We start from the raw sequence: 23324 nt of genomic DNA, 5'->3' as shown, positions 1-23324 counted from the left end.
GAAAGCATGTTTACGCAAGAGGAAAGCACACCTGTTACTAACATAAAAATAAAAAAAATACTTATTTCCCAAAGTAGGCCCGACAGTGATAAGTCGCCCTATTTCGATTTGGAGCGCAAGCACAATTTGGAACTTGTATTTTTTCCGTTTATAAAGCTAGAGGGCATTACTGCCAAGGAGTTTAGGCAACAAAAAATTGACCTGTCTAAGTTTTCGTCTGTAATATTTACCAGCCGCAATGCAATAGACCATTTCTTCCGAATGTGCGAGGAAGTGAAGCGCAACATAGACCAAGAAACCAAGTATTTCTGCATTACAGAAGCCGTGGGCTTGTACCTGCAAAAATTTATACTGTACAGGAAGCGAAAAGTATTTTTTGGTGCCGATGGCACTAACAAAAGCCTGTTTGACGTGATAAACAAGCATAAGGAAAACGAGCAGTTCCTGTATGTATGCAGCGAAAACCAACAAGACAACGATATAGTAAGCTGGCTAAAAAACCATAAATGCGACTTTAAGCTGGCATTCATGTACCGCAGCGTAAGCAACAACATCAAGCCAGTACTGGAAGAAAACAAGTTTGATGTTATTTGTTTTTTTACGCCCAGCGGCATCAAAAGCCTGCTAGACAGCCTGCCCGACTACAAGCAAAATGGAACAGCTATTGGGGCTTTTGGCGAAAACACCACAAAAGCAGTAGTAGAGGCTGGGCTAAATGTAGCCATTAAAGCCCCTATACCCCAGGCACCAAGCATGGTATCGGCACTGGACAAGTACTTGTCTGAACAAACAAAAAAGAATGCGTAGGTTTATTATTCAATTTTGTATGATTGATTAAACATGCAGGCATGAGCAAAATAAAAATAAAAAACTTTGGGTCAATTAAAGAGGGTTTTGGCGACGAATGGATAGATATAAAAAAAGGTTACTATGTTTATTGGTAATCAGGGTAGGGGTAAGAGCATAGTTGCAAAATTGATTTCAACTTTGTGCTGGATAGAGAAGTCAATGGTAAAAGGCATTTTGCGGCAAGATGAATTAGGGACATATAACCGCTTTATCAAGCAACTGGCATATCAGCGAATTGGGAATTACATCAAGCAAAATACCGAAATTGAATACATAGGCAAAGCATTTACACTAAAGTTTGGAGAGGGGAGTTTTTCAGCTGTTAAAACAGCTGAAAATGGCTATGTGTTACCCAAAATTATGTATGTTCCATCGGAACGAAATTTTTTAAGCGTGGTTGACCGACCCGATAAATTAAAAAATTTGCCACTTCCGCTTTACACTTTTAATGATGAATACGACAGTGCAAAAATTCAATATGCAAGCGGCATAGAATTACCAATCAACAAAACTATTTTTGAATATGACAAATTCAACAAGTTGCCTCATATCATTGGCGAAAACGAAAGTTTTAGGCTTCGCTTGTCAGAAGATTCGAGTGGTTTCCAGTCAACCGTCCCGCTTTTTTTAGTTTCAAAATATTTAACCGACAAGTTACATACCGAAGACAATGAATCGTTAAAGGAAAATTCATTGGAAGAACAACGGAAACTAGAGAAAGAAATAAAAATAATTTTAGAAGACAATTCCCTCTCATCAGAAGTTCGCCAGGCATCGTTAAGGCAATTAAGTTCCAAACGCAAGCCCTCTTGTTTTATAAACATTGTTGAGGAACCCGAGCAAAACCTATTTCCATCATCGCAACAAAATATTTTGAATGCATTGCTTGAATATGCAAATGACAATGGTGAAAATAAATTGATAATGACAACGCATAGCCCGTACCTGATAAACTATATAACACTTGCAGTGAAAGCTTTTAACGTTTGTTCCCATTCAGCAAACGAAGATTTAAAAAATAAAGTAAGCGAGATTGTTCCTATAAAATCTATCCTTAACCCAGAAGGGCTGAACATTTATGAATTGAATAAAAAATACGGGACTATTGTAAAACTTGCCAACTACAAAGGTTTGCCATCAGATGAAAACTATTTGAATGATAGCTTGGCAGAAACAAATCATTTATTTGCTAAACTTCAAGAGATTGGAAAAGGATGGCATTAGATTTTAATAAAGCATCATTTACCGAAACCACAAGTGCAACTATTTTTGGTATTTGCGATACCCCGCCACCTGCAACAAATTCTGCATACTTGGATTATGCAAAAAGTGATGATTGGATTGCTTGCGTGGAGAACGATTTAAGCAAGCCAGTTATATTCACAGCTATTGACCACTGTACTGATATTGTACCACCGGATGCTGAAAGATGCGATGGGATGCTTCGCTTTGAGGACACGATTATTTTTGTTGAATTAAAAGACAGGAATAGTGGCAGGTGGCTTGGAAAAGCAAAAGACCAGCTAAGTTCAACAATAAATATCTATAAAAAAGAGATTGGGCTAAACGGGCTAACCAAGTTTTATGCTTATGTTTCAAATAAGCAACGCCCCTATTTTTACGCGGCCAATATGTCCCTTGCTGAAGAATTTGAAGCAGATACTGGCTTTGTTTTACAAGTTGAACAGGTAATTAAAATACAGTAGTAACTACGCCGGATTTTTTTCGCCACAAAGGCTCGAAGGCTCAAAGTTGCACGAAGGAAATAAAGGTGAAAAACAAAAAAATGGTTGGTGAGACACCAACCATCAGAAAACTTACTCCTTATAACGTAAAACCTACAACTCCCTACTACTCCTCCCCACTTCCATTTTTGCCAAAGCGTTTAATAATGCCCCGGCCACTGTCCCTGATAAAAGTTACAATTTCATCCCGTTCGTCGCTTGCGGCAATTTCTTCTTCAATAAAATCAATTGCTTGGGAGGTATTTAGTCCACGGCTATATATTACCCTGTAAATATCTAAAATATGGTTTATCTGGGTCAATGTAAAGCCCCTTCTTTTCAAGCCTACGCTGTTAACGCCGCCATAGCTCAAAGGGTTCCTCACGGCTTTTATATAAGGCGGCACGTCTTTGCTTACCAAGCTGCCCCCTGCTATAAAAGTATGCTGGCCAATATGTACAAACTGGTGCACGGCACTTACGCCGCCAATTACGCTCCAGTCGCCTACTACCACATGCCCTGCAAGCTGCACGCTGTTGCTAAGTATGCAATTGTTGCCCACAATGCAGTCGTGCGCCACATGGCAGTAAGCCATAATTAGGCAATTGCTGCCCACTTTGGTTTTTCCACGGTCGTCTGTGCCACGGTTAATGGTAACAAATTCCCTCACGGTGGTGTTGTCGCCTACTTCCACGGTTGTTTTTTCGCCGCTGAATTTTAAATCTTGGGGTATAGCACCTAAAACAGCCCCAGGGAAAATGCGACAGTTCTTGCCTATCCGTGTGCCTTCCATGATGGTAACATTGCTGCCTATCCACGTGCCTTCACCTATGACCACGTCTCCATGGATCACGGTAAAAGGATCTATTTTTACATTAGATGCTACTTTGGCATTAGGATCTATGTAGGTGTAGGGATGTGTCATCCGCTTTTTTTTGGGTTTCGTGGCCAACAATGTTTGCATAAGTATGACCACATTAATAAAAAAGATGCCAAATTTTAATTATTGGCATTATTTACAAAATAATTATAAGCAGGCAGTTAACTTCTCTTAACTACTTGTGCTACCAAGTCGGCCTCTGTGGCTACTTTGCCATTTACATAAACAGTGCCCCTCATGCTGCATATCCCCCTGCGTATAGGGTCTATCAGTTCCATTTTTAGTATCATCGTGTCGCCGGGCACTACTTTTTGTTTAAACTTACAGTTGTCTATTTTCAAGAAATAGGTATCAAACTGGCCTTCGGGCATAAGGTTGATACATAAAATACCCCCTGTTTGTGCCAATGCTTCTATTTGCAGCACGCCCGGCATCACTGGGTTATTTGGGAAGTGGCCTTGAAAAAACCACTCGTTGTAGGTTACGTTTTTAATGCCGATAATATGCTTGTCTGATAATTCTGTTATTTTATCTACCAGCAGGAACGGGAAACGGTGCGGCAATGTTTGCTCTATCTTGGCCAAGTTAAACACGGCTGGCAGGGCAGGGTTGTAAACAGGCACATCCTTGATGTTCTTGTTCTTTTTAATGTATTGCTTTATTTTTTTTGCAAAAGCCACATTGGTGCTATGCCCCGGCCTATTTGCAATAATCCTAGCCTTTATTGGGTAGCCAACAAGTGCCAAGTCGCCTACTACATCCAACAGCTTATGCCTTGCAGGCTCATTGGGGAAACGTAGTTCCAGATTGTTTAAGTACCCTTCTGTTTTTACTTCTATTTTTTCTCGGTTAAATACTTTAGCCAAGCGGGCCATTTCTTCGTCCGAAACCTGCCTGTCCACAACTACTATTGCATTGTTGATGTCGCCACCCTTAATCAGGTCGTGTTCCAGCAATGTTTCCAATTCATGTAAAAAACAAAATGTGCGGCAAGGGGCTATTTCATTTTTAAAATCACGGATGGTTTTCAAGCCAGCATGTTGCGTGCCTAGCACTGGGCTGTTAAAATCTATCAAAGTTGTAAGCTGATAGTCCATGGCTGGCAAAGCCACCATTTCTACCCGCTTTTCTTCATCGTAATGATAAATATTTTCTTCTATGCTGTACCACGCCTTGGCAGCTTCCTGCTCGGCAACGCCTGCTTTTTCTATAGATTCTATGAAAGGCTGCGAACTGCCATCCATTATGGGTATTTCAGGGCCATTTAGTTCTATCAGCACATTATCAACACCCATGCCTACCAGCGCAGCAAGTATATGTTCCACGGTGCTTACTTTGGCTTCGCCAATTTGCAGGGTAGTGCCACGGCTAGTATCGGTAACCAAATCGCAATCTGCCTTTATTAAGGGCTGCCCAGGCAGGTCTATCCTTTGAAACTGCAAGCCAAAGCCAGGGTTGGCAGGTTTCAGCGACATGTCAACCAAAATGCCTGTGTGTAAGCCCGTCCCTGTAATATTGATAACACTGCTTAGTGTATGCTGCTTGTCAGGGTTAAAATGTATATCCATTCAATATCTTTTTTCAAGTCGGCAAAAATAAGCCTTCGGTTGAGGTTTTGCAGAAATGTTTTCAACCGTGCATATTTAGTGCTTTTTTTGTTATTTCTAGTGCTTGCCACAAAGATTGAGTATAGCCACGAAGACTCCAAAATACAAAGAAGCACCAAGGTTTAAGGGAAAAAAGTTAGGCAAAACATAGATTGGGTTCCTTCTTTTTTCTTAGGGCTACTTCTTGTCATCAGGCCTTTGTAGCAAAAGAAATATTAATTGCTAAGGATGCGAAGTGCCATATTGCTCCACAGTTAAATAAGGGGCAATTTTTTCGTATAACGGCTCTTTGATAAATGGTATCTTTTTAATGTCGCTTACCGCTTGGTAGGTGCCATGCTGCTGGCGGTACAAGACAATGGCCCCTGCAATATCCCGGTTGATATATGGGTGCGAACCCAATTCATATTCCGATGCACGGTTGATGTTTATTTTAGCAATGTTAGTGTTATCCAATTTGAAATAAGGCCGCATTTGTTCAAATGAACTGTCGGGCAGGTTGTAAGTTTCTTTTACCTGTGCAATGTTTAAGAACCCGCCCAGTTTTTCCCTGTACCTTACTATGCGGTATTGTATGCCATTCACCATGCCGGGTATTGGTTTCAAATCTTCCGTGGTAGCGGTGTTAATGTCAACAATGGTTGGCTTTGCGGCTGCTTTTGCAGGGTAGGCCCAGCTTTGCTTGGTATTGGTGTAAGCAGGCTGCGTGTTTGCAATTTTGCAATAAGGTATTATCCGCTCTGCCTCCTCTGGCCGTAGACCCCATATTTTCTTAATATCTTCTGGCTGCCTAAATTGCCCGCCCTTGCTGCGGTAATTGAATAGGGTGTGGATGGTTTTTTCACGCAGGCCTAGTTTTTTCCAGCCATCTGCGTCAACAGTGTTGGGGTCAAATTCAAATGGTTCAAAAACAGTATTTTCTTTGTTATACGATGGGGTGTAGGCAGTGGTTATGCCTTCATCTTCATTATTGTGGTTGCTATCGCTGTTTGGGTTGTTTGGTTGCAACATGGCCATTTGTTGCTGCAATTTTGGGTCTAGCGCAGCGGGCATTTTCTTTTTGCCAGTGTACATATAAGGCAGCGCCAAAAAGAAACCTATGAATAGCGATAATATAATAGCTGCGTTCCTTTCTTTTTTAGAGAAGGTGAAATAGTCTTTCAGTATTTTTTTCATAGTGTAGTTATTGGGGGTTTATTGGTTATTTATTTACTAAAATTATTCAATTTGTTTTTCAATCAAATCAATAGCAGGTGTTAGGTTTTTTTCAAACATAAGTTTGCCTATTTCTTTAGCTGTAATAAACCTGCTCAATAAAATAAGCGCATCAATCCCTTGTTCCTGTGACCACGATTTTGTTTTCATTGCTTTTCGGGCATCCATTTCGCTCATCCCACGTCCATATTTATTAGTAAGCCATAAAAAAGCAGTAAATTGGCCTACACCTTCAAGCGTTAAAAGAAATTGTCTATAATGACAATGTCTCTATTATCGGTTATTAAGCATTTGGTTTGCCTTGATTTTAGCAGGGCAATTCCGTCTTTTGCCCATTTTTTCATTTCTGCTTCATTAGTAGAAAATGCCGCCTTGTTAAATAATTTTGTTTCCATTGAGTAGGAATACGTGTATGCGCTATCGGCTTCATAATTGTCTTGCAAAATGTCGTCAGAAATATTTTCGGCAGGGTGCGCTTTGCTATACTTTTCAATAACAACATCTATGCTGTCTAGGCTTTGCATTTGCTGTGTATGCCCAAATTCGTGTAGAAACACACAGGTTACTAGAATTTCAATTCCTATCCCGTGGTCGCTCACCCCATTTTTTTTCCAATAACTGGGCAATGGCATCACGAAGAAGGGGTTGCCCTTGGTATTCTGGGATGCAAAAGACATTATTTCTACTTTTCTTTTTTGTCCATTAGGTTGTACTATTGAATCATTGTAAGGTTTCTTTATCCATTTAATTTTTTCGTTCAGTAAATTTGGGCCTGCTACTTTGTCTCCGCCTTCACCTGTTATGTTGGAATTTGTATAAACAAATGTTTCGTCAAACAAAACAAAATCGACGGGCTTAATTTTTTTTAGTTTGTAGCACTTTTTCCAAACCATTTCCCAAGCGTTGAACCATTTGTTTATTTCCGATAGCGGTTGGTCTTTATTAGCCAACTGTTGTGATATAGCTTTAAAGCCATTGCAAAAGATAATAGCCAAAAGTATATATGAAATTGCTTTTTGCCTCATTGCGAATTTATGTTATAGCCATTTTAGGCCACTGATTAAATGATTTTCATATTATTTGAGTGAAGCCATTTATACATTTAATACCAACCCATCATAAGCCAAAAAGCTGCCTTGAGGCAATTCGCTATTTATTTCATCGTGGAGGCCTAGCTGGTGGCTTATGTGCGTGAAATAGGTTTCTGGTATGCCAAGCTCGGTTACTATGGCACCTGCTTCTTCCAGCGTAAAATGCGACTGGTGCTTCTTTTTCCGCAAGGCATTTATTACCAATATGGTAGTCCCTTTTATTTTCTCCTTCTCCACATCGTCAATCCTGTTGGCATCGGTAATATAGGTAAAATTGCCGATCCGGTAGCCATAAACAGGCATTTTTTTGTGCCATACTAAAATAGGGATTATATCAATATCGCCAATGGAAAATGGTGACAAATCAATGGTATGCAAAACAATATCTGGCAGCCCCTCCAGTTTTGTATCGGAAAAAGCATAATAAAATTCACGCCTGAGGTTTTCCTCGGTAATGGCGTTTGCATATACATGGATACTGGTATGTTGGAAATAGTTGTATGGCCGCACATCGTCTAGCCCAGCAATATGATCTTTATGGGGGTGGGTGAACAATACCGCATCTAAATGCTTATTGTTGATACGAAGCATTTGGTACCTAAAGTCTGGCGTGGTGTCTATAACCAGCGTGGTTGTTGGGGACTTTATTAAAATACTGCTTCTTAGCCTTTTGTCTTCCGGGTTATGCGATGTGCAAACGGCACAGTCACAGCCTATCATCGGTACGCCCGAACTAGTGCCAGTGCCAAGAAAAGTAATAGATAAGGGAACGTTGTTCACCGTTCAAAAATAAGTAAAGAATTCATTAAACAGAAGCCATTGCAAATTGCTGGCTTACTTCCTCATATAGTTTTTGGCTTTCCAAAGTCAATTTATCGAAGTTGATATTGATTTGTGGTATTAAATCTAGCAAAGTATTTACCCTGCCTGGCATATCTAAAAACTTGTTCAGCACCACCACTTTTTTTGCCTCCAGCAAGCACCAGCCACTTTGAAAGTTGCCTCTCTCGTAGCGTACCATATATTCGCTCTGCGATAAAATAGCTTCTAATTTGTTTAAGTTTCCTTGTGTAATTTTCATATCCCTGTTTACCGATGAGGTTAGTAGGGTAAAAATAGAACAGGCCATGTTTAAACCAGCGTTTTGTTATCCACCAATGTCTATAAATGTTTTTTGGAAAGGAAAATGAAAGTCGATGTTTAATTTTCCTTTCCAAAAAACGGCTGCATTTCAAAATTTCGTTTTTTGTTGTTTTCAATAGATTTCAACTGCAAAATCTAGGTTTAAAAAGTATCCTATATGGGGGAAATTTTGGATACTTATGGGGGAATATTTCCCCCATATAGGATTTTTATTTTGGACTATATACCTATTCATGCCAATTTTACATTAAACGGGGAACTAAGGGCATCTTGGCCTTGCTTCCAGCATCGGATGTTAGTTGGTTTAGGAAAATGATAATCCACTACCAAAATCCTATCAGTTTCTTATCAATAAATTATCAATTTACTATAGTAAAACTATCATTCCATTATCAATACATTATCATAAAATTCATTTAAATTATAATAAAAAATGAGGCTTAAAAAACACAAACAACTGAATATCAATGAGTTATAGGCAAAAAGGAGAAATAGAAAAAAAATAAATCACTTAAAAGCAGAAAATAACCCATTCCAAATCTTCGCTTAGTTCTTCTTATTCCCTCGTTTTTTCTTGCCCCCTCTCCCTTGTTCTTGCTCCCTTTCCCTTTGGAGAGGGTTGGGGTGAGGTCGGGAATTAGGGTACGCCTATCACCATCAATTATCTATCTTGCTGATAAATAAAAAAGGGGAATAAAAAGCGAAGATTTGAAATGCACCCCAAAAAACTAGAACTGACAACTGTCATTATTTTTTACTATGTAGATAAATAGCTTTGCTTTATAAAGTAGCAGTAATGGAAATGGAAATAGAACTTGATGATGCAATGAAAATTGCAACAGTCCAGCAGGTGTTTAATAACACTTTCCCTTTTTTGAAAATTGAGTTTTTTGAGAAAGATATGAATATGCCTGGCCCACTTGGCGTGCGTAGGCATATTGGCAGTGGCAATAAGAGACTGTTTGAGTTCAGGCCTGTATTGTACGACATTTCCCCTATTTTAATAACACCGCTTATGACGGTACGTGAACTGGAAGAAAAATTTAAGCACCTGTACAAATTGCATACGCAGGTATTTAGAAAATCGGGTAATGTATGGCTGGAAACAACCGTTACCGATGCTTGGACATTGTTTGAGCAAAACAGGCAAGGCGAGCTTATTTCATCGCACATGGACTTTGCAAAAATCAATCCCGCATCGTGAGCAATTTTTTATAATCCAGCAAGGTTATTTTGCCAGCTTGCACTTCTACTAGCTTCTCATCTTTAAAATCGCTTAATGTACGGATGGTGCTTTCGGTGGCAGTGCCAGCAATATTTGCCAAGTCTTCCCTCGAAATATTGATCGTGAATGTTTTTTCCGACTCTTTGTTAAACCTGTCGTGCAAGGTTACCAGTGCATCTGCCACTTTTTTGCGCACAGAATTATAGGCCAGTTTTACCAGTTGGCTTTCTTTATCGCCCAAGCTGTTGCTCAGCATTTTTATAAACTTGGCGGCTACATGCGGATTGTGGTAAATGAGTGTATTAAACTCCTCCCTCGGCAGCAAATAAATGTCCGCATCTTCCAGCACAGTGGCAGTTTCGTTATATTTACTATCTTCCAGCAAAGCTAGGTAGCCAAAAAATTCCCCTTCTTTGTACAGCCCTGTTATCAGTTCTTTCCCATTGTCGTTTTGCCTTCCTGTTTTTACTTTGCCTTTTTCTATAAAATACACGCCCCTAGGGTAACTGCCCTCTTTATATATATCATCCTTTTTGCGGTAGCTTTTCAATTCCCTTTTTGCTGCCAGTTCTTTTAAGGTTTCAATCCCTTTCACATCGCTTATAAAATCGTCCAGACCCTGTATATCCTTGCTGAATTCTTTTTTCAAAATTTCTGTTTTCCTTAGTCTGCTTTCTATGGCGTTCAGCAGCTCTACGTCTTCAAAAGGCTTCGTTACATAATCGTCTGCACCCATTTCCATCCCCTTCCTGAAATCTGATTTCTCGGCCTTGGCCGTCAAAAAAATAAAGGGTACACTAGCCGTTTTTTCTTGACGAGATAGCATGTGCAGCACGCCATACCCATCCAGCAATGGCATCATGATGTCGCAAACAATCAAGTCTGGCTTTTCGCTTTGTGCAAAAGCCACCCCTTCCTTGCCATTACTGGCAGCAGTTACTGCATACCCCGCAAGCGTAAGTATCTCCTGGATATTTTCACGCATTTCGGTATTGTCCTCAATCAATAATATTTTTTTCATGCAATATTTTTAGGTAGTAAAACGGTAAACGAAGTGCCTTCGTTCAGCTTGCTGCTTACATTTATAGTGCCGCCCAGCAGTTCCAAGTAGCGGGCAACAATGTTTAGGCCAAGGCCAGTGCCTTGAATATTTGCAGCATTGTTGCCTCGGAAAAAACGCTCAAAAAGGTGTTCCACATCCGCTGTCGAAATGCCAATGCCGTTGTCGCTGACTATTATTTCAATATCCGTTTCCGTTACTTTCGTGCTTACTTCAACGGTAGCACCAACAGGGGAGAATTTGATGGCATTGGAAATAAGGTTGAGCAAAATGATGCGCAAAAATTTATCATCCAGCAATACCTCGGCCTCCCCATGGTGTGTATATACAATGCGGTTGTTTTGCGATGCTTCTTCCAATTCCAAGATAAGCTGGCTAGTAAATGAAGCAATATCAAACAAGCTAGGCGAGCAAACTGTTTTGCCTTCCTCCAGTTTACTGATAGACAATACATCGTTCAGTAAATCTGTAAGGTGGTTGATTGATTTTTTTATGCGCAGTATATGCCTTTGCTCATTGGTTTTATCGTCCATCTCGCTGTAGCGGCTCACCAGGTTCAAGGAAGACAATATCGTGGCCAGTGGCGTGCGGAATTCATGCGAGGCCATGGAAACAAACTTAGATTTCATCTCATTTACTTCCTTTTCTTTTTCCAGTGCGGCACTCAGTTCCTCCCTCGATTTTTCCAATTGCTGCAGGGCTTCCTCCAAAATCATCGTGCGGTCTTTTACCCTTTTTTCCAGTTCCAGTGCCAGTTTTTCCAATTCTTGCTTTTGGCGTTGTATATCTGTCTCAAAGCCTTTGCGCAGGGTAATATCAATGATAAAGGCTATTACAAAATTACCTTCGCTGGCCGTAAAGGGGCTAAGGCTTACTTCAACGGGGAATTCTGTCTTGTCTTTTTTCATGCCATGCAAGTCCCTGCCCGTGCCCATAGAGCGGGCATGTGGGTTGCGGTGGAAGCCTTCCCTTAGCTGTATATGCTTTCCGGCTATGCGTTGGGGTATCAGCATTTCTACTTTATTGCCCAGCAGCTCATCTTTTGCATACCCAAAAAGCCTTTCCGCCGCCGGGTTTACCAGCAAAATTACGCCCGCGGCATCCGTTACCAATATGCCGTCGCTAGCATACTCAAACAAAGCCCGGAATCTTTCTTCATTATAAGAAATACTTTTTTGCATGGCGTTAAAAGTAAACCTATTTTATGGCTATAAACTGATTTTTAACGGAGGCGGACATGACAGGAGTCATTTATTTGTTAGTTTAATAATACAATGCTTGGAATTATTTTTAGCGTGATTGGAATGCACCCTCCTTTTATTAGTAGCTTATGTTTAAGCAAAATTGTTAAAATAAATTTCCCCATTTCCGAATAAACTTTTTCATTTTATCAGCCTATTTGTACTGTTCTTTGTGTCCTTTAAGTGAAACGTTTTCTCTTAAAAGGGATTCTCTTTGTGCTTCTTTGCGGTTAAATAATCTTTTAGAAATTAACCTGATTGAGGAAAGTTATTTCGGAAACGTTATTAAAAGATTTATCCGCCAAAATAGCAAAAACCTTGTGCAACGAAAACGCAATGTGACATCCTATTCATGGCAATGAAGATAATACAACACTAATAAGTTTTGCACCGCATACCCGCTAAGTGCATGGTTAGGGATTGCTTGACATTTTCTTTTTTAAAACAACTACTACTGCCCCTATCATTACTGCAAGCGATAAGAACAAGCCCCAGAATATAAATATTGAAGTTTTATAGAAATGGGTTGCAACTTCATCAACTACCCATTTCCCATTTTCTAATTTCAGGTTAACTTCTAGTTGATTGTCTTTGTTCAATATATATTGAAATGGTGGATAGTTTTTGAGCATAAGGATTAGCTCGCACTTGTTATTGTTGAAATCTTTAAACAGCGTATTCTTTACTTGCAAAGTATTTATTGTTGGGGGCATATCCATCAACTCGGCAAATAGGGTGGTTTCATGACCTAGGTTGATATAAGGATTGATTAATTGCACAGTGTCGTTATTAATAACTACGAAACAATTTTTCTCGAAATCTTTAATCACCAACTGTTTAAATGCTTGAGGGGTTTTGTAAGCATCTTTGCTGTATCGGTAGCCTATCTCCCCTTCAAAAGCAGTAACAGAAGTCCTTATGAGTAATATGGTTTTGCCATTTTGCTCATACATCATACAGCTAGATAATTCGGGAACATGGGCATGAACACCCCCTGCACTCATCAATAGCAGGATTAAATATATTATTTTCACATTTAACCTTTTATGGGTCCTAGTTTGCGTATGCGCCAGCTAAGCTATTGATGAAATTGTTGGCACCTGCTTTATCTACATGGTAATGGTAGCCCCTTGTAGAGTCATAATGCCCCCTGCTTACATCCAAATCTGTATATTCTGTTCCGGCAGCACTTAATCTTTCATATATCCCAAAGCCATCCAAAGCATAACCAATCATTGCGGCATGGCCGTCTGCCTGCGTAATTTTTGTTGACATGCCAGTGGCTGCATGATAGTGGTAACCTGCATTTAGGTTGATGTGGCCGCCAGCATCGTCAAAAGGGGCTAAAGTGTAAGCCCCCAATATGATGCTTGTAGGTGCTGGGGGATCGAACAAAACGCCATTAAACGCAATGCCCCTGATGGTTGGCCCGGCAGACATTGGGCCATTTCCAAAGCTTACAGGCGAGCTTAATTTTACTGGCGTAATAGGGATATATATTGTTTGGGTTAATGTGGACACATAAGAAGGCAGGCACTCTACACAATAGTTTTTATAAGCAACGCCTACATTGGGGTTAGCGGCAGCTTGGCAATCTGCCAAAGTTTTTGTTTTGGTGATAACGCCAGTTGTGGTGTTATACATCTTCCAAGTAGTATCCTTGTAAAAGGTAGCTAGGTTTTTTACAAAAGCACCATCCACATCGTACACTTTGCCACCTTCCAGCCAAATGCCGCCTTTGCTGGCATCGTCGGTAATATTTGTTGGGCACCACGGGCCCATGTTATGGTCGGTTGGTGTGCTTTTGGTAACTATTTTATAGCAATCGGCAGTTGTTCCGTTTGAAAGTGTACGGGAAACAATACTAATTGATTCTGCTAATCCAACAGACAAAAACTTGGATTTGTCAACATTAATAACTGTTTGATTAGTGCTGGCTGAACTACTGCTTTTTTTACAAGAAATAAACAAACAAAATGCTGCTGCTGCCACTACAAACGTGTATTTCATAATTTTTATTTTTACTACTAATACGCATTAGACGAGCATCCTACAATTTCCCTTTGCTTTCATAAAAGTTTTTTTAATATGATTTTTTCAGGTTTTTATCTCGCACGGGACTGTAAGATTTCTAATTGATATAAACTCTATTATATGGGTCAAAACCCTTAAAGGTTTTGAAAACAACACATTTTAACACTACTTTTTTCATGTTCTTTACTTCGTGCCACTTTCAGCCTTCGTGCCTTCATGGCAAAAAAACCATGCATATTGTTAAATAATTTGCATTTTTTGCAATTCGTTTGTCTGTCCGCCTATTGCCTTATAACCAAATTTTCCATTTTCCATTCAATCAACTATGTTTGCCTACCTCATTTTCTTTAAAAAAGCAAAACGAATGAATTTTAGTAGGATTAATAACATTGTTGGCTGGGTAGTTTGCCTAGTGGCCTGTGCCGTTTATATACTTACCGCAGAGGCGGGCGGCAGTTTTTGGGATTGCGGCGAGTTTGTAAGTAGCTGTTTTAAAGTGCAGATCCCCCATCCGCCTGGGGCGCCGTTGTTTGTGTTAATGGGTCGTTTTTTTATCATCCTTTTTGGCGACAATCCTTTAACGGCTGCCAAGGCAGTAAACATCATGAGTGCCTTGGCTAGCGGATTTACCATCTTATTCCTGTTTTGGAGCATTACGCATTTTGCCCGCCGCATTTTAAAAGTAAAAGTTACCGATACCATCTCTGCCTACCAAGCCTGGAGCATCATGGGTGCGGGTGCAGTAGGTGCTTTTGCCTACACATTCAGCGACAGCTTTTGGTACAGCGCAGTAGAGGGCGAGGTATATGCCATGAGTTCTTTTTTCACTGCTATCGTGTTTTGGGCTATCTTGAAATGGGAGCAGGAAGCTGACAAGCCAGGGGCTGATAAATGGATTATTTGTATCTTTTTCTTGATGGGATTATCAATAGGCGTTCACTTGTTAAACCTTTTGACCATACCTTCTATTGTGATGGTGTATTACCATAAACGCCAAAACACATTCAACTACAACGTAATCCGCAAGTGGTTTTTGAGGTTATTGATAGGTGGCGGAGTACTTGCTTTTATAGGTGCATTGATTGGTGCAAATGGCGAAGCGAATGAACAACGTGGCCTAGCAGTTGACACAACCATGGGCGGCTTGATGATTCTGGGGACTATTTTAGCAGTTGGGCTTTTTTACCTAATTGAATCGCAGAGCAGCAAAGAGAAAAAAGCATACCACGGCGGCATCTATATTTTCTTTTTGATTGGTTGTATTATTACAGGCGTGGTGCAGCTTGGTGTTATCCAATACAGCATTGGCATGGCAGGGTTTTTCGACCGCACTTTTGTAAATAGTTTTGGCTTGCCTTTCTTTACGGGCTTTAGTTTTTTCTTTTTGCTCCTAGCCGTTGTGCTTTGGTACTTACTACGCCTTGCCAATAAAAATAGCTGGGCGTATCTACGCTTGGGCGTATGGTGTTTTACCTTTATGCTTATTGGCTACAGCACTTACCTTACTACCATGATACGCAGCAATGCAGACCCTGCCGTGGATATGTATAATGTGGACAACCCATTGAGCCTAGTAGGCTACCTTGGCCGTGACCAGTATGGCGATTTCCCATTGCTATACGGGCAGAAGTTTACTGCACAGCCGGTTGACTATAAAACCACTACTACCAAGTACCAAAAAGGCAAAGACAAATATGTAGAAATAGGCAAAGACGGGCATTATGTATATTCCCCAGATGACAAAATGGTATTGCCTAGGGTTTGGGATGCAAGCAACGACCAAAACCATGCTGACTACTATGCCTACATGCTAGACATCAACAAAACCAAGGACGGTGCTTATGAAAGGACGCCAGACCAGAAAGACAATATTTATTTCTTTGCCACCTACCAGTTTTACTGGATGTATTTCCGCTACTTTATGTGGAACTTTAGCGGCAAGCAAAATGACATACAAGGCATGTTTGGCGGTAATGTAAGGGATGGCAACTGGATTACTGGTATAGATTTTATAGATAATATTTTTTATGGCGACCAGTCTGCATTGCCCGATAGTTTAAAAACCAACAAGGCACACAACAAGCTATTTGGCTTGCCATTTATTTTAGGCTTGCTGGGCGTGTTTTACCAATACAAGAAAAAAAGGGACGATGCTTTTGTTAGCTTCTTGCTTTTCTTCTTCACAGGTTTCGCTATTGTGCTTTACCTAAACCAAGCTGGCTATCAGCCAAGGGAACGGGACTATGCTTATGTGGGCAGTTTTTATGCCTTTGCCATTTGGATTGGGTTGGGTGTATTGATGGTAAGTGAATGGTTTAGCAAGCTAAAAGTTTCACAAACAGTGGCGGCCACTCTTGCTACGCTAAGCTGTATGCTGGCTGTGCCTGCCATCATGGGTCAACAAGAATGGGACGACCATGACCGAAGCAAAAAAACCTTATCAAGGGATTTGGCGAAAGACTACTTGGAAAGCTGTGCCCCCAACGCAATCCTTTTTACTTTTGGAGATAACGATACCTATCCATTATGGTATGCGCAAGAAGTAGAAGGAATCAGGAAAGATGTAAGGGTAATAAACAATAGCTTGCTAGGCATAGACTGGTACATCAACCAATTGCGCTACAAGGTAAACCTAAGCGATCCTATAGATGTGATATACACGGCAGACCAAATTGAAGGCCGCAAAAGGGACTATGTGCCTTTTCAAGCTAATGCTTCTTTTCCTGACAGCAAACCATACAACCTTGATAGCATCATGAGTTATATAGGCAGCGACGACCAAGACAAGGTACAAAACCGTGGCGAAGGTGAATTTATCAACACCTTCCCTGCACATAAAATTACCTTTCCTGTTGACAAAACAACTGTGTTGGCCAATGGCACTGTTACTGCAAAAGACAGTGTTGTAAGCCAGCTTTCGTTTGACATACCTAAGCAAAGCTTGTTTAAAAACGACCTTGCTGTGTTGGCAATTATTGCCGCCAACAAATGGAAACGCCCTATTTATTTCAGTTCTTCCTATGGCGAGCTGGGCTTTGGCAAATACATGCGCAAAGATGGCCTTAGCTATCGTTTAGTGCCTGTTGAAAACGATGAGTTTAATGCAGACTGGGCAATAGACAAAATGACAAATAAGTTTGGTTTTGGCAATGCCGACATAAAAGGGGTTTATTATGACGAGGAAAACCGCCGCCACTTATTGTCTATCCGCTCGGCTTATGCTGAATTAGCTGCTTATTTGGCTGGCAAAAACAGGAAATCAGATGCCCGGAAAATATTGGAAAAAGCAGACAAAGGCATTGACCAGAGTAACTTTGCTTATGGCATGGTAAGCCGAGGCAACATGCACAACAGGACGAGCTTGCTGTTCCTAGAGGCTTGCTATAGGGCCGAGGACAAAGAATTGGCAGCCAAAGTATCTGCATCTGTTAAAAAAGACTTGCAGCAGCAAATTAAATATTACAACACGCTTGAAGGCCGCAAAGCCGATGGCATGGCCGAGGAAAGAAGGATGGCAGAAAACTACCTGAAAGGCATTGAGGACATGGAAAAAGCCTATACAGCACCCAAAGTTGCCATTCCTGAAATAGGCAAGGTAATGAGCAACGATACCAACGGGACTAAGCAATAAATAGCAGGTATTATCACATAATAAAAAAACGGGCAGTTTTAAAACTGCTCGTTTTTTTATGGGTTATTATTAAAAATTCCATTAACAAAATTGCCTTTGCCGCTTTTTTCTTTAAGCAATTTGGCAATATCTTCTTTTAGTTTGTCTAGTTCGTCTTGTTTTAGGCCGTCATATATCTGCCCACGCACTTGCCCGTCTTTGTCTACCAAAGCAAAAAACTGGGTATGTATAAACTGGTCTTCTATTTTTTCCAGCGAGTTTTTAGGGTCGTCTAGCAAATAGCTGTTGCGTGCCTGAAAGTAAAGGCTGTCTTTTTTGCCTGTTAAGAAAATCCATTTCCTAGTATTTACTTTCAGGCTATCGGCATAATGTTTCAACCTAGGCACACTGTCTGTCTCTGGGTCGCAGCTATGCGAAATAATGATAAAATTTGGCTCGTCTTTAAACTGGTCGTAAATAGTGTGCATATTGGCGTTCATCCGGGGGCATATACCTTTGCAAGTGGTAAAAAAATATTCTACAACGGCTACTTTGCCCAGCATGTCTTTGTCGGTAAAGGCAATATTGTCTTGGTTTTGGAACGAAAAAGGTTTTACATAGCTCAGTAATGGCAACTTGGGCTTCCATGCATCTGTGCCACGGAATAGGAAAAACCAGAAACCAAGCACCAGCAAAACAAAAAAACCTAGGTATATAAAAAGTTTATTACGCATAATAGGCAGGATGTGTGAGTAAAGATTTGCAAATTTAGTTGTATGCAATGGGAATAGGTTGCTAAACTATATACAAATAATTTGCAACTTGGTTGCACTATGCTATTTTTGCAGTATTATGCGATACAAAATAAATTGGGATGCACTTGGTATCACGGCTTCTGTAGCCTGTGCCATACATTGTGCGCTGCTGCCCTTGTTTATAACCAGCCTCCCTTTTCTGGGCATCAATATCATTGAGAATGTTACTTTTGAATACGTCATGATTGCATTGGCTTTTGTAGTAGGGGCGTATGCTTTGCACCATGGTTTTAAGCATCACCACCGCCATTTATTGCCCTTGTCATTATTTAGTATGGGGATTTGTTTTTTAATAGCCAAGCAGGTATGGCATCAATGGCAGTTGTACCTGCTGCCCCCCGCAGTAATTTTGATTATTACTGCCCATTATGTGAACCATCGGTTTTCTAGGAAAACAAAGCATTAAGTTCCGCCTACGAAAACAAATGATACACCAGCCAACTCATGGTATATGCCAAGAATGTCATATATACAAATTGTATAGCTGGCCATTTCCAGCTTTTGGTTTCGCGTTTCACCACTGCCAGTGTGCTCATACACTGCATGGCCAATACATAAAATACCATTAATGACAAGGCGGCGGGCAGGGTATATACCTTGGTGCCATCGGGGTGTTTTGCAGCTTGTAGTTTTTCCCGGAGGGATGAATTGTTATTGTCTTCCTCCACGCTATACAGCGTAGCCATGGTGCCTACAAATACTTCCCTTGCAGCAAATGATGTAATCAAGGCTATGCCAATTTTCCAATCGTAGCCCAAAGGTTTTATGGCTGGTTCTATGGCTTTGCCTAAAATGCCAGCATAAGAATGTTGCAGCTTTTCTGTTGATAATTGCCTATCTAACACCGCTTTTTGTTCGGGGTGTTGGTGTATGGCTATTTCGGTTTGTGCTTTTAATGTAGCAATTTTATCCCCCGGGCCGTATGAACTTAAAAACCAAAGCAAGAGGCTGATAACCATGATTACCCTGCCAGCATCGCGCATAAAAATCTTTGCTTTTTCTATCATGGTAATGCCTGCGTTTTTCCAACGAGGGCTGCGATAAACAGGCAATTCCAATATAAAAAAACTCTTTTCCTTGATATGTATCAGCCATTTGGCTACAAAACTTACTATCAAAGCCATCACTGTGCCCAACAAATACAAACCCATCATTACCAAGCCTTGCAGGCTTAGGAAACCGAAATAATATTTATTGCTGATGACCAGCGATATAAGTATGGTGTAAACTGGCAGCCTAGCACTGCAACTCATTAATGGCGTGATAAGGATAGTGAGCAACCTTTCCTTTTTGTTTTCTATGTTCCGTGTGCTCATGATGGCGGGTACTGCACAGGCAAAGCCACTGATCATGGGCATTACGCTTTTGCCATTCAGCCCCACTTTACGCATCAGCTTGTCGCTCAAGAAGCTAATGCGTGCCATGTAGCCCGTGTCTTCCAGTATGGTTATCAGTCCAAACAATATCATTATTTGAGGCACAAACACCATGATGCCACTTAGCCCTGCCACCAATCCATTCACCATTAAATCGCTCCACCAAGCTTCTGGCAAATGGCCATTTAGGTAGCCACCTATTTGCTGGAACACCCATTCTATGCCATCCATCGGGAATTGCGCCAGCCAAAAAATACTCTGGAACAGTAAAAATAAAACAGAGAGCAAAATAAGGTAGCCCCATGTGCGGTGCAGCAACACATTGTCTAGTTTTTCGGTAAATAATTTCTTTCCCAATGGGTCTGGCTCTACAACGTTTTGCTGCATGGTTAGCCTGATGCGGTGGTAACGCTGCATTATTTCCTCTGCCTGCGTTTTGGTAGGGTTGAAATTATTGGCAATTTCTATTTGTTCAATCGCTTTCTGTTCTTTATCTCCCAAAGGAAAGCTTTCGTGGTTGATAAGGTAATGGATTGCAGCATAGTCGCTCAGTTGCGGGAAAATAGCTTTTACTTGTTGGATAGCTGCTGGTGCTAGGGAAGCACAGTCTATAAAATCGTGCTGGCGGCTTTTGCTTGTGTTTTTTGCTACCTGTGCCACTGCCTTTTTTAACTCTGCTAAACCTTTGTTTTTCCTTGGGTTTATCAATACAATAGGCACGCCCAAATCTGTAGCCAAGCCATTTACATCTATTTTAATCCCTTTTTTTTCTGCTAAGTCGTTCATGGTGAGTGCCACCACTACCGGGATTTTTAAATCTAGTATCTGGCTACAGAAAAGTAGGTTTCGTTTTAGGTTGCTACCATCGGCCACTAGCAGCACCATGTCTGGTGTTACCTCTTCCCCATCGGCATTCATCAATACTTTGTAAGCCACCCATTCATCCGCACGGCGTGGGTATAGGCTATAAGTGCCAGGCAAATCTATCAATTCGGCATTGGTGCCATCTTCCAGGGCGAGGGTGCCTGTTTTTTTGTCAACCGTTACACCTGGGAAATTGCCTACCTGCTGGTTCAAGCCCGTTAAAGCATTGAACAACGAAGTTTTTCCGCTGTTGGGGTTGCCAACAAGTGCAATATGTAGAGGAGAATGTTTCAATAAATTATAATATGCAAATGTAATGGCAGCTAAGGGTATTATATTACAAGAAGGGTAATTGGGAGTGTTATAATCGGGAACTTTTATTGTTGGAAACACTAAAATAACCTTAGCTAGAATTATAACTAAGTTAAGCAGGGGGTAATAATATAAAGAGGCTGTTCCAAAATGTTGGGACAGCCTCTTTATTATAAAAGAATATTAAATAAAAACTTAAATTTTAAAACCTTTTTTTGAAATTTCTGTTGGCAGGGGTGCGGTTGCTGATAGGGCTTCTGCTGTCTGGCCTTGCGCTTGATGTACTGGACCTGTTTCCAAGGCCAGCGTCACGGGTGTTGCCCCTGTTGTCCCTTCCGTTGCCGCGTGTAGGCAACACGTTTAAAGCGCTTTTGGTATCGCCACCTGCACGGTTGCCAAAGTTTTGCTTGCGGTCGCTGTTGCGGGCAAGCTCTTCCCTGTCAAAAGAAGTTTGTTTTAACCTGCCAGTTGCGCTAGAAAGTTCCAATTCCCCTTTGGTCATTATGCTTAGCTCGCTGCGGATAGCATCGTCGTGAACGGATTCTTTGTGCCAGTTGCTATAGCTAAGTTTCATGTAATAGGCTATGCTGTTGGCAAAACCTGCTCTTTTTTCTGGATCTTCTTCCTGCAGGGCTTTGTCTATTACCAGTTCTATGTTTTTGCCAAGGTGCGCATATTTAGGGTTTCTGCCCGGGTAGTGCATTGGATTGCCTTTTAGCTTGTAGGTTTCCTTCTGTGGTATTGGGTATGGGCTATCTACATCTAACTTAAAATCGCTGATAGCAAACAAATGATCCCAAAGCATGTGCCTGAAGTCTTCCACATTTTTTAAGTGCGGGTTCAAGAAACCCATCAGTTCTATCACCGATTTTGCTTGCTGGTTGCGTTCTTCCCTGTCTTCAATGGTTAGCAGATAATCTACCATCCTTTGTATATGCCTGCCGTATTCCCGTAAGCCAATAATTTTGCGGCTTGTATTGTATTGCAATAAATTCATAAAAAATAAAATGTGATGCCTTGCCCCCAAGAAAGAAGGTTGTCAAGGAAATCATCGGAATAGTTGAATGTTTGTACTTGAAAAAACTTTAATTGCCAGTAAAGGCAAACTTGTTCTGTCTATTATAATATACAAATGTAAGTAATGTATCAATTGGCTTGCAAATAAAAATTTTGCCTTGGAATTAGCGAGGTGATAATTTTGTCACGAAGGCTCAAAGTTGCACGAAGGAAAAAAACGAAGAAAAAAGTAAGGGTTTTGTGTTTCTTCTTGTTTTTTGCCTTCATGGCTACAAATAACCTTATTGGAAATAAGCATTTGCCTTTATAAGACTAAGATTGCCAACCTTTTAAAGTTTGGCAACCTTACTATAAACCGATAGTAGCAAAAAACGGCTATTCACCCGAGATTGATGGCAACTATACTTGCAAAGCCCTGAAGGGGCGCCATATAGTAGCGATGGGTGTAGCCATCGAATAAATTTTGCATCTCTTGGTTTTTTTGTGCCTTCATGGCTACAAATAAATAAGTTATCGCCTTTATTGCCTGCACAGTCTACTAATAATCTGTGCATGTTCCGGGTATTCCGCACAAAGTTTTGCCGCTTCTGCCAATTCAAAATCAGCAAATTCAAAACCAGGGGAAACGGTGCAGCCAACAAAACTAAAAGATGAGTTTGGTGCAGGCTCGCTCGCAAACCAGCAATTGGCTGGCACAACCGCTTGGAACACTTCGCCACTTAGCATATTGCTGCTAAGCTTTATCACCTCCAGTACTGCATTTGGATATACTATATATATATGTAGGGCACCACCCCCGTAAAAATGCCAGCATTCATCGCTTTTTATACGATGAAATGCCGAGAACTGCCCTTGTTCTAATAAAAAGTAAATAGCTGTGCTGTAGCTTCTCCCTTCAGGAAAGTCCTTTCGCCTAGTTTCTTGTTCAAACCTGCCACTACTGCGGTATGTTTCTTTGTAATAGCCACCTTCTGGGTGTGGTAGCATTTGGTATTGGGTAACCAGGTTTTGTACAGTAATCATATGATGCTATTTAATACAGGAATGAAAGATAAGAAAACGGAATGAAATGAGGTTAAATGATGTCGATAAGGGATGTTAGTTTTAGATTTTGCTAGATAAATGCCAGATTGCATGGCTTGTTTTTTAATCCCCTTAAAATAATTTTCTTTTTTAAACATTGCAAATCAACGAGTTATAGTAAAAATGGCAAAAAAATTCATATTTTTTTGATACGGCTTGTTCGTATGTCAAAACAATT

General features: G+C 40.6%; 21 protein-coding genes. 6 read left to right on the top strand and 15 right to left on the bottom strand.

What is annotated here, in order from left to right; genetic code table 11:
* The first annotated feature begins 6 nt into the window (after nucleotides 1-6).
* The 3 genes from ACHFIY_RS11005 (at nucleotide 7) to ACHFIY_RS10995 (ending at nucleotide 2555) form a co-directional block, all read left to right on the top strand.
* Nucleotides 7-807, top strand: coding sequence for a uroporphyrinogen-III synthase (locus tag ACHFIY_RS11005; RefSeq protein ID WP_410846146.1), 801 nt, complete (start codon nucleotides 7-9; stop codon nucleotides 805-807).
* Nucleotides 808-930: 123 nt separating this feature from the next.
* A complete protein-coding gene (locus ACHFIY_RS11000; protein ID WP_410846145.1) occupies nucleotides 931-2073 on the top strand; it encodes an AAA family ATPase in 1143 nt (380 codons plus the stop codon).
* Nucleotides 2064-2555: a hypothetical protein gene (locus tag ACHFIY_RS10995; RefSeq protein ID WP_410846144.1), complete on the top strand. Its 492-nt coding sequence runs from the start codon at nucleotides 2064-2066 to the stop codon at nucleotides 2553-2555. Before ACHFIY_RS11000 ends, ACHFIY_RS10995 begins: the two co-directional genes overlap by 10 nt.
* Nucleotides 2556-2700: 145 nt before the next feature.
* On the opposite strand, the gene lpxA is transcribed toward ACHFIY_RS10995, so the two are convergent.
* The 7 genes from lpxA to ACHFIY_RS10960 form a co-directional block, all read right to left on the bottom strand.
* Nucleotides 2701-3498 (bottom strand): acyl-ACP--UDP-N-acetylglucosamine O-acyltransferase, encoded by a 798-nt coding sequence (gene lpxA, locus ACHFIY_RS10990; protein WP_410846143.1) that lies wholly within the window; start codon nucleotides 3496-3498, stop codon nucleotides 2701-2703.
* Nucleotides 3499-3614: 116 nt separating this feature from the next.
* A complete protein-coding gene (locus tag ACHFIY_RS10985) occupies nucleotides 3615-5021 on the bottom strand; it encodes a bifunctional UDP-3-O-[3-hydroxymyristoyl] N-acetylglucosamine deacetylase/3-hydroxyacyl-ACP dehydratase (protein WP_410846142.1) in 1407 nt (468 codons plus the stop codon).
* A gap of 261 nt (nucleotides 5022-5282) precedes the next feature.
* On the bottom strand, nucleotides 5283-6236 hold the full coding sequence (locus ACHFIY_RS10980; protein WP_410846141.1) for a ComEA family DNA-binding protein: 954 nt from the start codon (nucleotides 6234-6236) through the stop codon (nucleotides 5283-5285).
* Nucleotides 6237-6278: 42 nt separating this feature from the next.
* Nucleotides 6279-6452 carry a hypothetical protein gene (locus tag ACHFIY_RS10975; RefSeq protein WP_410846140.1) on the bottom strand — a complete coding sequence of 58 codons (174 nt, stop codon included), beginning with the start codon at nucleotides 6450-6452 and terminating at the stop codon, nucleotides 6279-6281.
* A gap of 62 nt (nucleotides 6453-6514) precedes the next feature.
* Nucleotides 6515-7300: a hypothetical protein gene (locus ACHFIY_RS10970; protein ID WP_410846139.1), complete on the bottom strand. Its 786-nt coding sequence runs from the start codon at nucleotides 7298-7300 to the stop codon at nucleotides 6515-6517.
* Between the two features lie 69 nt (nucleotides 7301-7369).
* A complete protein-coding gene (locus ACHFIY_RS10965; RefSeq protein ID WP_410846138.1) occupies nucleotides 7370-8146 on the bottom strand; it encodes an MBL fold metallo-hydrolase in 777 nt (258 codons plus the stop codon).
* A 25-nt stretch (nucleotides 8147-8171) separates the two neighbouring features.
* Entirely contained in the window at nucleotides 8172-8495 is a 324-nt protein-coding gene (locus ACHFIY_RS10960; protein ID WP_410846137.1) for a hypothetical protein, read from the bottom strand.
* Nucleotides 8496-9311: 816 nt separating this feature from the next.
* Here ACHFIY_RS10960 and ACHFIY_RS10955 point away from each other — a divergent pair.
* A complete protein-coding gene (locus ACHFIY_RS10955) occupies nucleotides 9312-9713 on the top strand; it encodes a hypothetical protein (protein ID WP_410846136.1) in 402 nt (133 codons plus the stop codon).
* On the opposite strand, the gene ACHFIY_RS10950 is transcribed toward ACHFIY_RS10955, so the two are convergent.
* The 4 genes from ACHFIY_RS10950 to ACHFIY_RS10935 all read right to left on the bottom strand — a co-directional run bounded on the left by ACHFIY_RS10950 (nucleotide 9697) and on the right by ACHFIY_RS10935 (nucleotide 14045).
* Nucleotides 9697-10755 carry a response regulator gene (locus ACHFIY_RS10950; protein WP_410846135.1) on the bottom strand — a complete coding sequence of 353 codons (1059 nt, stop codon included), beginning with the start codon at nucleotides 10753-10755 and terminating at the stop codon, nucleotides 9697-9699. The two genes, ACHFIY_RS10955 and ACHFIY_RS10950, sit on opposite strands and share 17 nt — an antisense overlap.
* Nucleotides 10752-11975, bottom strand: a complete 1224-nt coding sequence (locus ACHFIY_RS10945) for a PAS domain-containing sensor histidine kinase (protein ID WP_410846134.1) — start codon at nucleotides 11973-11975, stop codon at nucleotides 10752-10754. Before ACHFIY_RS10945 ends, ACHFIY_RS10950 begins: the two co-directional genes overlap by 4 nt.
* 473 nt (nucleotides 11976-12448) lie before the next feature.
* Entirely contained in the window at nucleotides 12449-13069 is a 621-nt protein-coding gene (locus tag ACHFIY_RS10940) for a hypothetical protein (protein WP_410846133.1), read from the bottom strand.
* 19 nt (nucleotides 13070-13088) lie between these two features.
* On the bottom strand, nucleotides 13089-14045 hold the full coding sequence (locus ACHFIY_RS10935) for a YHYH protein (RefSeq protein ID WP_410846132.1): 957 nt from the start codon (nucleotides 14043-14045) through the stop codon (nucleotides 13089-13091).
* 388 nt (nucleotides 14046-14433) lie between these two features.
* Here ACHFIY_RS10935 and ACHFIY_RS10930 point away from each other — a divergent pair, with 388 nt between their 5' ends.
* A complete protein-coding gene (locus tag ACHFIY_RS10930; protein WP_410846131.1) occupies nucleotides 14434-17700 on the top strand; it encodes a glycosyltransferase family 117 protein in 3267 nt (1088 codons plus the stop codon).
* A gap of 56 nt (nucleotides 17701-17756) precedes the next feature.
* On the opposite strand, the gene ACHFIY_RS10925 is transcribed toward ACHFIY_RS10930, so the two are convergent.
* Entirely contained in the window at nucleotides 17757-18413 is a 657-nt protein-coding gene (locus tag ACHFIY_RS10925) for an SCO family protein (RefSeq protein WP_410846130.1), read from the bottom strand.
* Nucleotides 18414-18531: 118 nt separating this feature from the next.
* Between ACHFIY_RS10925 and ACHFIY_RS10920 the strand changes: the two genes are divergently transcribed.
* Nucleotides 18532-18900, top strand: coding sequence for a MerC domain-containing protein (locus ACHFIY_RS10920; RefSeq protein ID WP_410846129.1), 369 nt, complete (start codon nucleotides 18532-18534; stop codon nucleotides 18898-18900).
* A 7-nt stretch (nucleotides 18901-18907) separates the two neighbouring features.
* Here the strand turns inward: ACHFIY_RS10920 and feoB are convergent, their stop codons facing one another.
* The 3 genes from feoB to ACHFIY_RS10905 all read right to left on the bottom strand — a co-directional run bounded on the left by feoB (nucleotide 18908) and on the right by ACHFIY_RS10905 (nucleotide 23086).
* Nucleotides 18908-21028, bottom strand: a complete 2121-nt coding sequence (gene feoB / locus ACHFIY_RS10915) for a ferrous iron transport protein B (RefSeq protein ID WP_410846128.1) — start codon at nucleotides 21026-21028, stop codon at nucleotides 18908-18910.
* A gap of 220 nt (nucleotides 21029-21248) precedes the next feature.
* On the bottom strand, nucleotides 21249-22043 hold the full coding sequence (locus ACHFIY_RS10910) for a DUF4290 domain-containing protein (protein ID WP_410846127.1): 795 nt from the start codon (nucleotides 22041-22043) through the stop codon (nucleotides 21249-21251).
* 539 nt (nucleotides 22044-22582) lie between these two features.
* Nucleotides 22583-23086: a cupin domain-containing protein gene (locus ACHFIY_RS10905; protein WP_410846126.1), complete on the bottom strand. Its 504-nt coding sequence runs from the start codon at nucleotides 23084-23086 to the stop codon at nucleotides 22583-22585.
* Nucleotides 23087-23324: the final 238 nt, after the last annotated feature.

This window comes from Parasediminibacterium schistidii (assembly GCF_046546515.1).
GTDB lineage: Bacteria > Bacteroidota > Bacteroidia > Chitinophagales > Chitinophagaceae > Parasediminibacterium.
Note: the sequence above shows the minus strand (reverse complement) of the source record. Positions and strands in the feature narration are given on the sequence as shown.